The organism is Streptomyces sp. CNQ085, from assembly GCF_022614595.1.
In the GTDB taxonomy this organism is placed as follows: domain Bacteria; phylum Actinomycetota; class Actinomycetes; order Streptomycetales; family Streptomycetaceae; genus Streptomyces.
In genome coordinates this window covers 1-16,820 of the sequence record NZ_JAJFAU010000037.1, presented here as the reverse complement: position 1 = coordinate 16,820, position 16,820 = coordinate 1, and the positions used below count along the sequence as shown (strand labels likewise).

Below are 16,820 nucleotides of genomic sequence, written 5' to 3'. Positions count from 1 at the left end.
CCGCACAGAAGGAGAGTCGCGTCCCCATGAGCTGTCCCGAGCTTCCACCGACGGTCGACCTGCTCGTCGTCGGAAGCGGCCCCGTGGGGTCGGCCGTCGCCCGCCGGGTGTACGACGCCGTACCGCACGCCCGGATCCTGATGGCCGACCTCGGGCCGCGCCTGACCGGGCAGGCCGGGCTGCACCTCGGCAACCTGCCCGCACCGGAACGGGCCGCGGCCCAGGCCCGTTCCCAGGGGCGCGATCCCGAGACCGCACCCGGCGAGGACGGCGCCCTGGTGAAGAAGTACGCGGACCGCGGCACCCATCTGCTGCGGCCCCGCCGCGACGACGAGCCGGAGCAGTCCGGCATGCCGGCCGCGGTCATGTCCAGCAACGTCGGCGGGATGGGCGTGCACTGGGCCTGCACCGTCCCCCGCCCGCTGGACACCGAACGGTTACCCTTCCTGCCCGCCGACGACCTCGACGCCGTCCTGTCCGTCGCCGAGCACCTGCTGGGCGTCACCCGCGACGCCTACCCTCCCACCGAGGCGGGCGACCTCGTCCTGAAGACGCTCGGCCAGCTCTTCGACGGCGACTACCCGGTCGGCCATGGCGTCGGCACCATGCCGCTCGCCTGCACGCCCCGCCCGGGCCGCCGGCCGTTGTGGGCCGGGCCCGACACCGTGCTCGGCCCGCTCGCCTCCGCCTGCGCCACCGCGGGCGACGGACGCTTCCGCATCGCCGACGAGACCATGTGCCGGCGCTTGCTGTTCACCGGCCGCAAGGTCACCGGCGCCCTTCTCGAACACCTCCCGACCGGCACAGAGTTCGCCGTCCGCGCATCCGCCGTCGCCGTCTGCGCCGACGCGCTGCGCACCCCGCAGCTGCTGTGGGCCTCCGGCATCCGCCCCGACGCCCTCGGCCGCTACCTCAACGACCAGCCGAAGACCGTCAGTTCCGTCCACGTCAAGGACGGCCCCGTCGCCGGCATCGAGGCCCGCGGCACCGTCGAGTTCGGCGGCGACATCCGCGACCTGGAGACCGGCCGCTTCTGGGTGCCGTTCGCCGACCCCGGCCGCCGCAACCACGGCCAGGTCATGACCATCGACACTTCACCGCTGGAGGGCGTCGACCCGGCGCTGTTCGTCGGCATGGTCTGGTACGGCGCCAAGGAGATCCGCGCCCAGGACCGCATCGAGTTCTCCACCAGCGAGGCCGACGCGTACGGCATGCCCAACATGACGGTCCACTACGACCTCACCGAACGCGACCTCGCGGGCGCCGCACAGGCCCGCGCGGACCAGGAGGCCGTCGCCGAGGCCCTCGGCGGCGAGTTCCTGGAGCGACCCGAGCTGTTCCCCGCCGGCAGCTCCAAGCACTACCAGGGCACCGTACGTATGGGCCCCGTCGACGACGGCAGCTCGGTCTGCGACACCGACAGCCGCGTCTGGGGCTTCGACAACCTCTACGTCGGCGGCAACGGGGTCATCCCGACCGCCACCGCCGTCAACCCGACGCTGTACAGCGTGGCCCTGGCCATCCGGGCCGCCGCGTCCATCAGCGCACGGCTCATCGGCGTCTGACCGCAGCGAAGTCAGCGAACTCAGCGAGAAACGAGGTGGCTGCCGTGCACCGCCACACCATCGCCGTCATCGGCACCGGCTATGTCGGACTCACCGCCGGAGCCTGCCTGGCGTCGCTCGGACACCGGGTGGTCTGCGCCGACCTGGATCCGGTCAAGGTCGCGGAGCTCAACCACGGCGAAGTGCGCATCCTGGAGGAGGGCCTGCCCGAGCTCGTGCGCGCCGGGCTCGACGCGGGCCGCCTCCGCTTCGTCGTCGGCGCCGCCGACGCCGTAAGGGGCGCCCGCACCGTGTTCATCTGCGTCGGCACCCCCACCGGACCCGACGGACGCGCCGACCTGACCGCCGTGGACGCCGTCGTCGAGGAGATCCGCACCCTGCTGGAACCCGACAGCGTCCTGGTCACCAAGTCGACCGTGCCGGTCGGCACCGCCGCCCGCGTCACCGCCGCCCTCGGCCGCACCGACATCGGCGTGGTCAGCAACCCGGAGTTCCTGCGCGAGGGCACCTCCGTCAGCGACTTCCTCCAGCCCGACCGGGTCGTCATCGGCTCCGAGAGCCCCTGGGCCGCCGCACAGGTCGCCGAGCTGTTCGCCGGGGTCGACGCGCCCGTCGTCATCGCCGACGCGGCCAGCGCCGAGGTCGTCAAGTACGCCGCGAACTGCTTCCTCGCCGTCAAGCTGTCCTACGTCAACACCCTCGCCGAGCTGTGCGAGCAGGCCGGCGCCGACATCGGCCGGGTCACCGCGGCCCTCGGCCAGGACCACCGCATCGGCGGCGCGTTCCTGCGCCCCGGACCCGGCTGGGGCGGCTCCTGCCTGCCCAAGGACACCCGCGCCCTGCTCGGCACGGCCGAGGCCCTCGGCGTGGACTTCCCGCTTGTGCGGGCCGCCATCGACACCAACTCCCACCAGCGGACCCGGATCGCCGACAAGATCGTCCGGCTGTGCGGCGACGCCGACGGATCCCTCGCCGACGTACGGATCGGGCTGCTCGGCCTCACCTTCAAGGCCGGCACCGACGACCTGCGCGACTCACCGGCGCTCGCCCTCGCCGTCGAACTCGCCCGCCGCGGCGCCGAACTCACCGCCCACGACCCGGCGGTCCCCGTCACCCGGAACACCGAGCTCCCCGCCGACATCACCGTCGTCGACGACCCTCGCCAGGCCGCCAAGGGCGCCTCCGCGCTGGTTCTGTGCACCGAGTGGCCGCACTACCGCACCCTCGACTGGACCCGGATCGCGGCCGATCTGCACCGCCCCTTCGTCGTCGACACCCGCAACCACCTCGACCCGGCCGCCCTCAGCGCCGCGGGCCTCGCCTGGCACGGCACCGGCACCAGCCCGGTCGAGCCCGCCTGACCGCCGTATAGGCCCCTGAGACCGTAGAGAAAGGTCCGTCACCATGCGGGTGCTGTGCAGCATCACCGGCTCGCCCTCCCACGCGCGCGCCTGCCTGCCGCTCGTGCGCGCCCTCGGCGAGGCCGGGCATGACGTCCTCGTCGTCACGGCCGACAAGCTCGCGCCCGTGCTCGCCGGTGAGCGGGCCCGTATCGAGGGCGTCTACACCGACATCACCGCCCAGGGGATGCGGCTGCTCTTCGAGGGCAAGCTGCCCATCCCCAAGGAGTTCAGCCGCTTCGCTCACGAGCTGTGGGCCACCCTCGGCTGCGGGCCCCAACTCGTCGACGTCTACCACCTGTTGCTGCCGCTCGCCCGCGACTTCCGCCCAGACGTCGTCCTGCGCGACGGCTACGAGTTCGCAGCCCTCCTCGTCGCCGAGACCCTCGGCGTACCGCACGTGCCCGCGCCGTCCGGCTCCGGCCAGTTCCTCGACCCGGCGCTGCTGCTGCCGCTGCTGAACGACCGGCGCCGCGAGCTCGGCCTGCCCGAGACCGACGACCCGGTCGCCGTCTACCGGCACGGACGGCTCGACTGCATGCCGGCCCCCTACACCTTCGCCCGCCCCCTCGCCCCCGACGCCGTCGCCTACCGCCAGCCCCGCACCGTCACCCGCGGCGAGTCCCTGCCCGACTGGTTCCCCGAACTGCCCGCCGACCGGCCCCTCGTACTCGCCTCCCTGGGTACCGGACTGCCCGGCACCGTCCTCGAATTCCTCGACAAGGCACGCGAGTTCGGCGCCCCCATCCCCGTCTACGACCCCGCCGAGCCTCTGAACACGGTCGTCGAGGCCCTTTCCGCACTGGACTGCGCGGCCGTCGTCTCCACGCTCGGCATGCCCGTCGACACGACCAAGGCCGCCCCCCACGTCCGCGTCGTCGACCGCTTCCCGCAGCAACTCCTCCTTGAACACGCCGACCTGTTCGTCACCCACGGCGGCTACAACGGCATCCGCGAGTCCGTGCGCGCCGGCGTCCCCATGGCGGTACGGCCCATGTTCGGCGACCAGCAGTACAACGCGCTGCGCGTCGCCGACCTCGGACTCGGCGAGCACATCGCCTCCCGCGGCGCCGAACCCATGCTTCAGGCCTGCCGTCGGCTGCTGGCCGACGAGACCGTCGCCGACGAGGCGCGGCGCGCCCGGAAAGAGATGCTCGCACTGCCGGGCCTCGACGCGGCCGTGACCCACCTGGAGGTCCTGGCCCGCATGTGACCAACCTCCTTCGCGGACACCGCCGACGCGGCCCCCAGAGCCTGTGTCATATCCCCGGTCGGATCAGCGCGCGGCGTCTGGTGCGTGCGATCGCAAGGCGCCGGAAAGTCCTTGATGGGGGGTGCCCCCGCGCGAGCGAAGCCGAGCGTGGGGGAGGAGCTGCTAGGGCTTTTCGGCAACGCGGCGAGCGTGCGTGCCAGGCGTCGCGCGCCCGGCCGGGGAAATGACACAGGCTCTCAGCGGCCCGTCGGCGCCGTCATGATCCCGCGCCGCGGTCCAGTCCTTGTGTTTCCACCAGTCGACTGTCCGAATAATCGGACCAGAAGCGCGAACAGATCAGGCCACACCCCCACATTCCCGGCCGCCGCGCACCCGACCCCCACAGGTCCGTTTCAGTTTCCGAAAACGTGGCGACGAGTCATCCGCGGGAGAGAACGTGTCCGAACAAGCTCGCTCCACCTCGGCCACCCGCCCGTTCGCGGGCACCCCAAGCCCCTGGCTGCTGACCGGACGGGGCACCCGGGCCGTACGGGAGCAGGCCCGCATCCTGCGGACCCTCGCCCGCGACGGAGCGCCGGACCGTATCGCGGCGGCTCTGCTGAACAGCGCCGACCCCACCCACCCCTGCCGCGCCGCCCTCACCGCGACCACCCCCGAGGACCTCGCCGCCGCCCTGGCCGCCCTCGCCGACGGCACCCCCTGCGACCACGTCACCGAGGGCAGGTCCGTCGCCCGCGACAGCGGACCCGTCTTCGTCTTCCCCGGCCACGGCTCCCAGTGGCCTGGCATGGCCCGCGAACTCCTCGACACCTCACCGCAGTTCGCCCGCCACATGGCGGAGTGCGCCGACGCCCTCGCCCCGCATCTGGACCACAACACCCTGGACGTCCTGCGCGGGGGCGCTGCCCTCGACACACCCGAGGTCACCCAGCCCGCCCTGTTCGCCGTCATGGTGTCCCTGTCCGCCCTCTGGGAGGGCGCCGGGGTACGGCCCGCGGCGGTCGTCGGCCACAGTCTCGGCGAGATCGCCGCTGCCTGTGCCGCCGGCGCTCTGACCCTGGACGACGCGGCCCGCGTCGCCGCGAGCTGGGGCACCGCACAGCGCGTCCTGCACGGACGCGGCGACATGGTGTCCGTGCTGATGCCCGTCGAACGGCTGCGGGAACGCCTGGCGTCCTGGCACGGCAGGCTCGTCCTCGCCGCCGTCAACGGCCCCGACAACGGCGTCGTCGCCGGCGACGCCGACGCCGCGGCCGAACTCCGCGCCGAGCTGAGCGCCGAGGGCATCCGCGCCCGCAGCGTCGACTACGGCGTCGCCGCCCACTCACCGCACATAGACGCCATCACCGACCGCATCCGCACCGACCTCACCGGCCTCACCCCACGCGCGGCCCGCGTCCCCTTCTACGCGGGCTCCGCCGGCACAGCCGTCGACGGCGTCACCCTCGACGGGCACCACTGGGCCGCCTGCCTGCGCGACCCCGTCGAGTTCGCCGCCGCCGTCCGCACCGCCCTCGACGCGGGCCACCGCCACTTCCTGGAGATCAGCCCGCACCCCCTGCTAGCCCCCGGCCTCGAGACCGTCCTCACCCGGGCGGGCGTCACCGGCACCGTCCACACCACCCTGCGCCGGGACGCCGGCGGCGTCGACCGCTTCCAGCGCGCCGTCGCCGAATACTGGACCACCGGCGGCGAACCCGATTGGGCCGCCCTGCACGACCCCGCCACCGACCCGGCCGGCCTTCCGGCCGAACTCGCCGACGCCGCCGCCGTCGAGGACCCCGACACCGACGGCACGCCGCCCCTCGGCGTCCAGGCAGCCGCCCTCCGCGACCGCCTCGCCGCCCTGCCCGAACCCGACCGGCGCACCGCCCTCGTCGACCTGGTCCGCACCCAGGCCGCCGACCTGCTCGAACTGCCCGGCGGCGCCCCCGCCCACGTCTCCTTCCGTGACCAGGGCGCCGAGTCGGCCACCGCCCTCGCCCTCCGCGACCGCCTGCGCGCCGCGACCGGACTGCCCCTCGCCCCGACCGTCGCCTTCGACTACCCGACCCCGGCCGCCCTCGGCCACCACCTCTACGACCAGCTCTACGGCACCACCGAGCCGACCCCGGCGCCCTCCCCCGGCACGCACGGCGACGAGCCCGTCGCCGTCGTCGGCATGGCCTGCCGCTTCGCCGGCGACGCCGACTCGCCCGAGGCCCTGTGGCAGCTCCTCCTGGACGGCACCGACGCCGTCACACCCCTGCCCGACGACCGCGGCTGGGACATCGAGGGACGCCACGACCCCAGCGGCACCGCACCCGGCGGCTTCCTCCAGCGCGAGGGCGGATTCCTGCGCGACGCCGCCGACTTCGACGCCGCCTTCTTCGGCATCAGCCCGCGCGAGGCCCTGGCGATGGACCCGCAGCAGCGCCTCCTGCTCGAGACGACCTGGGAGGCCCTGGAGCGCGCGGGCATCGACCCGGCGACCCTGCGCGGCACGGCCACCGGCGTCTACCTAGGCCTCATGACGGTCGACTACGACCGAGCGGCCGCCACCGCGGCCACCGACGTCGCCGGCCACGTCCTCACCGGCAACGCCGTCAGCGTCGCCTCCGGCCGTATCTCCTACACCCTCGGCCTGGAGGGCCCCGCCCTCACCGTCGACACCGCCTGCTCCTCCTCCCTGGTCGCCCTCCACCTCGCCTGCGAGGCCCTGCGCGCCGGCGCCGCGACGACCGCCCTCGCCGGCGGCGCGACCGTCCTGCCGAGCCTGGAGATGTTCGCCGAGTTCTCCCGCCAGCGGGCCCTCGCACCCGACGGCCGCTGCAAGGCCTTCTCCGCGCGGGCCGACGGGTTCTCGCTCAGCGAGGGCGCCGGGATGCTGGTGCTGATGCCGCTGTCCGAGGCCCGCCGCCAGGGCCGCGAGGTGCTCGCGGTGATCCGCGGCAGCGCCATCAACCAGGACGGCGCCTCCAACGGCCTGACCGCCCCCAGCGGCCCCGCCCAGCAGCGCGTCGTCCGCCAGGCCCTCGCCAACGCCGGCCTGTCCCCGTCGGAGGTCGACGCCGTCGAGGCACACGGCACCGGCACCCGGCTCGGCGACCCCATCGAGGCACACGCCCTCACCGCCGCCTACGGCCAGGGCCGCGACGAACCGCTCTGGCTCGGCTCGGTCAAGTCCAACATCGGCCACACGCAGGCCGCCGCGGGTGTCGCCGGCGTCATCAAGATGATCATGGCCCTGCGCGAGGAGCGGCTGCCGCGCACCCTGCACGCCGACGAGCCGTCCCCGCACATCGACTGGTCCACGCTGAGGCTGCTTCAGGAGGACCGCCCCTGGCCGCGCGGGGAGCGCCCCCGCCGGGCCGGCATCTCCTCCTTCGGCATCAGCGGCACCAACGCCCACCTCGTCCTCGAAGAGGCCCCCGCCGCCGAGGAGACGGAACCGGCCGAGGTCATGAGCCCGCCGCTGGTGCCGTGGGCCGTGTCGGCGCGGAGTGAGCAGGCACTGCGGGACCAGCTGGACCGCCTGACCGCACTCGAAGCCGAGCCAGTCGACATCGGCTGGTCCCTGGCCACCACCCGCGCCGCCCTCGAACACCGCGCCGTCGCCCTCCACCCCGGCCCCGTCATCACCGGGGCCGTGTCGCAGGGCCGTACGGCATGGATGTTCACGGGGCAGGGCAGCCAACGTCCCTGTATGGGGCGGGAGTTGTACGACGCCTACCCCGTGTTCGCGGCGGCGCTGGACGAGGTGTGCGAGCTCCTCGACGCCGAGCTCGGCTTCGAACGGCCGCTCAAGGAGGTGCTGTTCGCCGAGGAACGGGAGGACGGCACCGGGTTCGCGCAGTCGGCGCTGTTCGCCCTGCAGACGGCGCTGGTGGCGCTGCTGCGGTCGTGGGGCATGCGGCCGGAGCTGCTGCTGGGGCACTCGGTGGGCGAGTTCGCCGCCGCGTATGCGGCTGGCGTGTTCGAACTCGCCGATGCCGTACGGCTGGTGGCGGCTCGGGCCCGACTGATGCAGGCGCTTCCGGCAGGCGGCGCGATGGCGGCCGTGGAAGCCTCCGAGGCAGAGGTCGCCGACTGGCTGGTGGACGGTGCGGTGATCGCCGCCGTCAACGGGCCGTCGGCCGTGGTCGTGTCCGGTACGGAGACGGCGGTCGAGACCGTCGCCGAGCGAGCTCGGGACACGGGCCGGCGTGCGACGCGGCTGCGGGTGTCGCACGCGTTCCACTCGCCGCTGATGGAGCCGGTCCTGGCGGAGGTCACGGCGGTGGCGGAGCAGGTGAGCTACCACCGGCCGACCGTTGCCGCGGTGAGCACGTCGACGGGCGCTCCGCTGTCCGATGGTGACTGGACCACCCCCGCCTACTGGGCCGAGCAGATCGTCAAGCCGGTGCGTTTCCACGAGGCGTTGACGGCCGCCCGCGACCTGGGCGCCGGGCGTTTGCTGGAGATCGGGCCCGACCCGGTGCTCACGGCGCTGGCCGGTGACGTACCGGCCGCCGCGACCCTGCGGGGGGACCGCCCGGAGCCGGAGACGCTGCTGACCGCCGTCGCCGAACTCTTCGTCCGGGGCGCCGGGATCGACTGGTCGGCGCTGTTCGAGGGGACCGGCGCCCGCCGCGTCGACCTGCCCACGTACGCCTTCCAGCGCCAGCGGTACTGGCTGAACGATCACGCCCGCCCCGGGCCCCGAGCAGAAGGCGACGGGGGGTTCTGGGAACTCGTCGACCGGGGCGACGCCGACTCGCTCGCCGGGGAACTGGGCGTGGACAGCGGCGCCCCGCTGGACGCCGTGCTGCCGGTGCTCGCCGACTGGCGGCGCAAGCGCCAGGAGGAGTCGCTGCTGGCCGGGCTGCGGTACCGGATCGCCTGGCGGCCCGTCCGGACGCCCGCGGCGGGCATCCTCGACGGGGCCTGGCTGCTCGCGGTCGACGAGGACACCCCCGCCGAGCTGGTCGCCGCGGCCGACAGCGCGCTGCGGGCCGCGGGCGTCGAGGTGACGGTCGTGACCGGACCGGCCGCCGGCCCGGAGATGTCGTACACGGGCGTGCTGTCGCTGCTCACCGACCCCGCGCAGGTGCTCGCCCTGACACAGGCGCACCCGGAGACGCGGCTGTGGTGCGTGACCTTCGGCGCCGTGGCCGTGTCCGGCGGTGAGGGTCCCACGCGCCCCGAGCAGGCCGCCGTATGGGGCCTCGGCCGGGTCGTGGCGCTGGAGCAGCCCGACCGGTGGGGCGGCCTGATCGACCTGCCCGACGATCCGCGACCCAGGCTCTGGCAGCGGGTCGTGGCCGTGCTCGCCGCCGGGGGAGAGGACCAGGTGGCCGTCCGCACCACGGGCGTGCACGCGGCCCGGCTGGTACCCGACCGTGCGCGACGGCCCGAGCAGTCCTGGCGTCCGCGCGGCACCGTCCTGGTCACCGGAGCGACCGGCGCCCTCGGCGGGCACCTCGCCCGGTGGCTCGCGACCGGCGGCGCGGAGCACCTCGTACTCATGTCCCGGCGCGGCGCCGACGCCCCGGGCGCCGCCCGACTCGCGGCCGAACTGGGCGAGTCCGGCACGGCCGTCACCTTCGTCGCGGGTGACGTCGCCGAGCGCGAGACCCTCGCGGCCGTCGTGGACGCCCACGAGCCGACCGCCGTCGTGCACGCCGCGGGCATCCTCGACGACGGGCTCGCCGCCGACCTCACCCCCGAACGCCTGACCCGCGTCCTCGCGGTGAAGGCCGAATCCGCCCGGCACCTGCACGAGCTGACCCGGGCCCGCGAGCTGGACGCCTTCGTCCTGTTCTCGTCCATCACCGGCGTGCTGGGCAACGCCGGGCAGGCCGCCTACGCCGCCGCCAACGCCCGCCTCGACGCGCTCGCCCGGCACCGCCGCGCCGCCGGACTGCCCGCGACCTCCATCGCCTGGGGCCCGTGGGGCGGCGACGGCATGGCGGCCGACGAGACCGTCGCCGAGCACTTCCGCCGCCAGGGCATACGGCCCCTGCCGCCGTCCCGCGCCCTCGACGTGCTCCAGCGCGCCCTCGACGAGGATGTCACCTGCACGACCGTCGCCGACGTCGACTGGCAGCGGTACGCAGCCGCCGCGTACACCCCGCGCCCGCTGCTCGCCGACCTGATCGAATCCGCGCCGCCCGTCACCGGCGCCGGGCCGGCCGCGGGCAGCCTCGGCGCCGAACTGTCCGGCCGCACGCCCGCGGAGCGGGACCGGCTGCTGCTCGACCTCGTCCTCGACCAGGTCGCCACCGTCCTGGGACACGCCGACCGCAGCGCCGTGGACGCCGGGCGCGCCTTCAAGGACCTCGGCTTCGACTCGCTGACCGGCGTCGCCCTGCGCCACCGGCTCGCCGCCGCCACCAGGCTGTCCCTGCCCGCCACGCTCGTCTTCGACCACCCCACCCCGACCGCGCTCGCCGCCTTCCTGCGCACCCAGGTCCTCGGCGTCACCACGGACGAGATCGAACGCGGCGGCCCGGCCCTCGCCCCCGTCGGCGCCGACGACGACCCGGTGGTCATCGTCGGCATGGGCTGCCGCTTCCCCGGCGGTGTGACCACCCCCGACCAGCTGTGGGACCTGCTCGCCTCGGGCGCGGACGGGCTCACGCCGTTCCCCGAGGACCGCGGCTGGGACGTCGAGCGCCTCTACCACCCGGACCCCGGCCACTCCGGCACCACCTACGCACGCGTCGGCGGCTTCCTGCACGACGCCGCCGACTTCGACGCCGAGCTGTTCGGCATCAGCCCGCGCGAGGCCCTCGCGATGGACCCGCAGCAGCGGCTGCTGCTGGAGACGGCGTGGGAGGCGCTGGAGCGGGCGGGCATCGACCCGCTGTCCCTGCGGGGGTCGGCCACCGGTGTGTTCGCGGGCACCAACGGCCAGGACTACCGCGAGACGGCCCATGCCCCGGGCGAGGACGTCGAGGGCTACGTCGCCACCGGCTCGGCCGCCAGCGTCCTGTCCGGCCGCGTCAGCTACACCCTCGGCCTGGAGGGCCCCGCCGTCACCGTCGACACCGCCTGCTCCTCCGCACTGGTCGCGCTCCACCTCGCAGCCCAGGCCATCCGCCAGGGCGAGTGCCGCACCGCCCTCGCCGGCGGTGTGACCGTGATGGCCACGCCGGGCATCTTCGTCGAGTTCTCCCGGCAGCGCGCCCTGTCCGCCGACGGCCGCTGCAAGGCCTTCGCGGAGGGCGCCGACGGCACCGGCTGGTCCGAGGGCGCCGCCGTCCTCGTACTGGAACGCCTCTCCGACGCGCGCCGCGCCGGCCACCCCGTGCTCGCCGTGCTGCGCGGCTCCGCCGTCAACCAGGACGGCGCCTCGAACGGTCTGACCGCCCCCAACGGGCCTTCCCAGCAGCGGGTGATCAGGCAGGCGCTCGCCGCGGCCGGACTGCGTCCCGGTGACGTCGACGCGGTCGAGGCACACGGCACCGGCACCAGCCTCGGCGACCCGATCGAGGCGCAGGCCCTCCTCGCCACCTACGGCCAGGACCGCGACGAGCCCCTGTGGCTCGGCTCGGTGAAGTCCAACATCGGCCACACCCAGGCGGCGGCGGGCGCGGCCGGCGTGATGAAGATGCTGCTGGCCCTGCGGGCCGGTGAGCTTCCGCCCACCCTGCATGTCGACGCCCCCTCCAGCCGCGTCGACTGGCACTCCGGTGCCGTACACCTGCTCACCGAGGCACAGCCCTGGGCGCGCGGCGAACGCCCGCGCCGGGCCGGCGTCTCCGCGTTCGGCATCAGCGGCACCAACGCCCACGTCATCCTGGAGGAGCCCCCCGCCGCCGACGCCCCGGCCCCGGCTCGACCTGCCAGCACGGTGCCCTGGGTGCTCTCCGGCCGGACCCGCCGGGCCCTGGGCGCACAGGCCTCCCGCCTCGCCGCCCACCTCGCCGACCGGCCCGGCCTCGACCCGGCCGACGTGGGCCGCACGCTCGCCACCGCCCGCGCCGCCCTCGACCACCGCGCCGTCCTCGTCGGCGACAGCGCGGACGCCCTGACCGAAGTCGCCGCCGCGCTCGCCGACGGTGAGACGACCGGGCTGGTCACCTCGGTGGCCGGCGAGGGCCGCACGGTGTGGGCGTTCACCGGACAGGGCAGCCAACGACCCGGAATGGGCCGGGAGTTGTACGACGGGTATCCCGTGTTCGCGTCGGCGCTGGACGAGGTGTGCGGGCTGCTGGACGCCGAGCTCGGCTTCGATGCACCCCTGCGCACCACGCTGTTCGCGCCGGAGGACGGCCCTGAGGCCGCACTGCTGGAGCGCACCGGCTACGCGCAGGCCGCACTCTTCGCCCTCCAGGTCGCACTCGCCGAACTCCTGCGCTCCTGGGGACTCGCACCCGACGCGCTCGTCGGTCACTCCATCGGTGAACTGGCCGCCGCTCACACTGCGGGCGTCCTCGAACTGCCGGACGCCGTAAGGCTGGTGGCCGCCCGCGCCCGGCTGATGCAGGCGTTGCCCGAGGGCGGCGCGATGGCGGCCGTCGAGGCGGAGCCGGAGGAGGTCGCGCCCTGGCTGACCGACGGCGCGGTCGTCGCCGCCGTCAACGGCCCCGATGCCGTGGTGGTCTCCGGCACGGAGTCCGCCGTGGACGCGGTACTGACCATCGCGCGCGAGCGGGGGCGGCGTGCGACGCGGCTCCGGGTGTCGCACGCCTTCCACTCGCCGCTGATGGAGCCCATGCTGGCCGAGTTCGCCGCCGTCGCCGGCGACCTCACCTACCAGCGGCCTCGGATACCCGCCGTCAGCACCGTCACCGGCCGCCCCCTCGGCGCCGACGACTGGGCGAGCCCGGACTACTGGGTGCGCCAGGTGCGCCGGCCTGTCCTCTTCGACGACGCCGTCCGGACCGTGACCGGCGAACTCGGCGCCACCCGCCTGCTGGAACTCGGCCCCGACCCGGTCCTCGCCGCCCTCGCCCAGCGCACCGTCCCTGACCTGACCGTGGCCGTCGCCGCCCTGCGTGCGGGCCGCGCCGAGCCGGAGACCCTGCTCACCGCCGTCGGCGAGCTGTTCGTACGCGGCACCCGCGTCGACTGGGCGCAGATCTTCCACGACACGGACGCCCGGCTGACCGACCTGCCCACCTACGCCTTCCAGCGCGAGCGCTTCTGGCTCCCGGACCGAACCGCCCACCAGCCCGCTGGTGACGGCTCCGAGGACGTGTTCTGGCAGCTGGTCGACAGCGCCGACCCGGCCACGGTGGCGCACGAACTGGGCCTGCCCGAGGGTGCCTCGCTGGAGGCCCTGCTCCCGGCCCTGACGCGGTGGCGGCGACGGCACGAGGAACGCGCCGCACTGGACCGGTGGCGCTACCGTGTGGTGTGGAAGCCGGTGCCGATGCCGCGCACGGCCCGCCTGACCGGCCGCTGGCTGCTGGCCTCCCCGGCCGGTGCACAGGACACCGACGCCTGCCTCGACGCCCTGCGCGCCGCGGGCGCCGACGCCCAGATCCTCACCGTGCCCTGCGCGCCCGAGGCCGGGGAACTCGCCGCCCGCATCCGCGAGTACGACCCGGACGGCATCGTCGCCCTGCCCGCCGGCGACGCCCTCCCCACACCCCACCTCTCCCTCCTCCACGCCCTGACCTCCGCCGGACTGGAGATCCCGGTCTGGGCCGTCACCCGGTCCGCCGTCGCCGTCGCGACCGGCGAACCGCTCACCCACCCCGACCAGGCGCAGATCTGGGGCTTCGGCCGCACGGCCGCCCTCGAACTGCCGCACCTGTGGGGCGGGCTCGTCGACCTGCCCGACGACGCGGGGCCCGACACCTGGCAGCGACTCGCGGCCGTCCTCGCCGCACCCGGACCGGAGGACCAGCTGGCCGTCCGCGCCTCCGGCGTCCACGCCGCCCGCCTCGCCCGCGACGCCCGAAGCGACACCACCGAAGCACTCACGGCGCCCCCCGGCACCGTACTGATCACCGGCGGCACGGGCGCACTCGGCGCCCATGTCGCCCGCCGCCTCGCCGACCTCGGCGCCGAGCACCTGCTGCTGGTCTCCCGCAGCGGCGCCGAGGCCCCGGGCGCCGACGACCTGCGCGAAGAACTCACCGTGCGCGGCGCCCGCGTCACCCTCGCCGCCTGCGACGTCGGCGACCGCGCCGCACTGGCCGAGCTGATCGCCTCGATCCCCGCCGAAACGCCCCTGACCGGCGTCGTCCACACGGCCGGTCTCCCGCAGGACACGCCGCTCACCGACACCACCCCAGGCGGCCTCGCCCAGGTGGTCGCCGCCAAAGTGACCGGGGCGAGGCACCTGCACGAACTGACCGCAGGCATCGACCTTGACCTGTTCGTGCTGTTCTCGTCCGTCGCGGCCGTCTGGGGCAGCGGTGGCCAGGCCGCCTACGCCGCCGGCAACGCCTACCTCGACGCTCTCGCCCAGCACCGCCGCGCCCTCGGACTGCCCGCCACCTCCGTCGCCTGGGGCCCGTGGAACGGCGGCGGCATGGCCGCCGACCAGGGCGTCGCCGAGCACCTCACCCAGCGGGGCCTCGCCCTCCTCGCGCCGGACAGCGCCCTCACCGCACTGGAGCAGGCCCTCCTCACGGACCGCACCTGCGTCACCGTCGCGGACGTGGACTGGGAGCGCTTCGCCCCCACCTTCACCTTCACCCGGCCCAGCCCGCTCATCGCCGACCTGCCCGAGGTGACCGCCGTCCAGGACGACACACCGGACACCTCCGACGGTGAACTGGTCCGCACGCTGGGCGCGTTGCCCCCGGCCGAACAGGACCGCACTCTCCTCGACCTCGTCCAGTCCCAGGTCGCCGCCGTCCTCGGCCACGCCTCCCCGGCCGGCATCGATCCCGAACGCGCCTTCAAGGAACTCGGGTTCGACTCCCTCACGGCCGTCGACCTGCGCAACCGGCTCGCTGCGAGCACCGAACTCGCCCTGCCCACCACCCTCGTCTTCGACCACCCCACCCCGGGCGCACTCACCACCCACCTGCGCGACCGCCTCCTCGGCACCGGCACGGAACCCGTGGCCGTAGCCGCCCGGATGGCCGACGACGAACCCATCGCCGTCATCGGCATGGGCTGCCGGCTCCCCGGCGGCATCCAGTCCCCGGCGGACCTCTGGGACGTCCTGACGGCGGGCGAGGACCGCATGTCGCCGTTCCCCGACGACCGCGGCTGGGACATCCCCGGCCTGCTGGAGTCCACCTCCACGGCCCTCGGCACCCCGTTCGCCGGACGCGGCGGCTTCATCCCGGACGTCGCGGGCTTCGACGCCGAGCTGTTCGGCATCTCCCCGCGCGAGGCGCTCGCGATGGACCCGCAGCAGCGGCTGCTGCTGGAGACGGCGTGGGAGGCGCTGGAGCGGGCGGGCATCGACCCGACCTCGCTGCGCGGCTCCGCGACCGGCGTCTACGCGGGCGTCTCCGCCAACGGCTACGGCGGCTCGGTGCACGAGGCCGACGGCGAATCCGCCGGCTACCTCCTCACCGGCAGCACCCCCAGCGTCGCCTCGGGCCGCCTCTCCTACGTCCTCGGTCTCGAAGGCCCGGCCGTGTCCGTGGACACCGCATGCTCCTCCGCCCTGGTTGCCCTGCACCTGGCCTGCCAGGCACTTCGCTCAGGCGAATGCGACACAGCCCTCGCCGGCGGCGCCACCGTCATGGCCAACCCCACAGCCTTCGTGGAGTTCTCCCGCCAGCGTGGCCTCGCCCCCGACGGCCGCTGCAAGTCCTTCGCGGACGGCGCCGACGGCACGGGCTGGGCGGAGGGCGCCGGCGTGCTGGTGCTGATGCGGCTGTCCGAGGCACGCCGCCGGGGCCACCGGGTGCTGGGCGTGATCCGTGGCACGGCCGTCAACCAGGACGGCGCGTCGAACGGTCTGACGGCCCCCAACGGGCCTTCGCAGCAGAGGGTGATCCGGCAGGCGCTTGCCGCGGCGGGTCTGCGGGCCGGTGACGTGGACGCGGTCGAGGCCCACGGCACGGGTACGCGTCTGGGCGACCCGATCGAAGCGCAGGCCTTGCTGGCGACCTACGGCCAGGACCGCGACGAACCCCTGTGGCTCGGCTCCGTGAAGTCCAACATCGGCCACACCCAGTCCGCCGCCGGTGTCGCCGGTGTCATCAAGATGATCATGGCCCTGCGCGAGGAGCGGCTGCCGCGCACCCTGCACATCGACGCCCCCTCCTCGCACCTCGACTGGACCGAAGGCGCGGTCCGTCTGCTCACCGACGACCACGACTGGCCGCGTGGCGAGCGCACGCGTCGGGCCGGTGTCTCCTCCTTCGGCATCAGCGGCACGAACGCCCACGTGATCCTCGAAGAAGCCCCGGCGGACTCTCCCCCGGAGCATGAGGAAGAGCGCAGGCTGCCCGTCGTGCCATGGGCGGTGTCCGCGAGGACCGCGACCGCGCTGCGCGCCCAGATCGAACGGCTGACCTCCCTCGAAGCCGACCCGCTCGACATCGGCCTGTCCCTGGCCACCGGCCGCGCCACGCTCGAACACCGGGCCGTGCTCGGCGTGACCGACGGGGCGATCACCGGATCGGTCGTTGAGGGGCGTACGGGGTGGATGTTCACGGGGCAGGGGAGTCAGCGGCCCGGTATGGGGCGGGGGTTGTATGAGGTGTTCCCTGTCTTCGCGGGCGCGCTGGATGAGGTGTGCGGGCTGCTGGATGG

General features: G+C 74.7%; 4 protein-coding genes. All 4 read left to right on the top strand.

Features of this window, described 5'->3' with window-relative positions; all coding sequences use genetic code 11:
- The first annotated feature begins 26 nt into the window (after positions 1 to 26).
- A complete protein-coding gene (locus tag LJ221_RS09395) occupies positions 27 to 1,565 on the top strand; it encodes a GMC oxidoreductase (protein ID WP_241715340.1) in 1,539 nt (512 codons plus the stop codon).
- 44 nt (positions 1,566 to 1,609) lie between these two features.
- On the top strand, positions 1,610 to 2,926 hold the full coding sequence (locus LJ221_RS09390) for a UDP-glucose/GDP-mannose dehydrogenase family protein (protein ID WP_241715339.1): 1,317 nt from the start codon (positions 1,610 to 1,612) through the stop codon (positions 2,924 to 2,926).
- A 43-nt stretch (positions 2,927 to 2,969) separates the two neighbouring features.
- Positions 2,970 to 4,178, top strand: coding sequence for a glycosyltransferase (locus LJ221_RS09385; RefSeq protein WP_241715336.1), 1,209 nt, complete (start codon positions 2,970 to 2,972; stop codon positions 4,176 to 4,178).
- Positions 4,179 to 4,614: 436 nt separating this feature from the next.
- Positions 4,615 to 16,820 (top strand): type I polyketide synthase (locus LJ221_RS09380; protein WP_308314749.1); only part of this gene is annotated, 12,206 nt, incomplete at its 3' end.

Bases quoted from the DNA above. Each gene is read 5' to 3' on its own strand.
- LJ221_RS09395 (WP_241715340.1), top strand. From the start codon at position 27: ATGAGCTGTCCCGAGCTTCCACCGACGGTCGACCTGCTCGTCGTCGGA.
- LJ221_RS09385 (WP_241715336.1), top strand. From the start codon at position 2,970: ATGCGGGTGCTGTGCAGCATCACCGGCTCGCCCTCCCACGCGCGCGCC.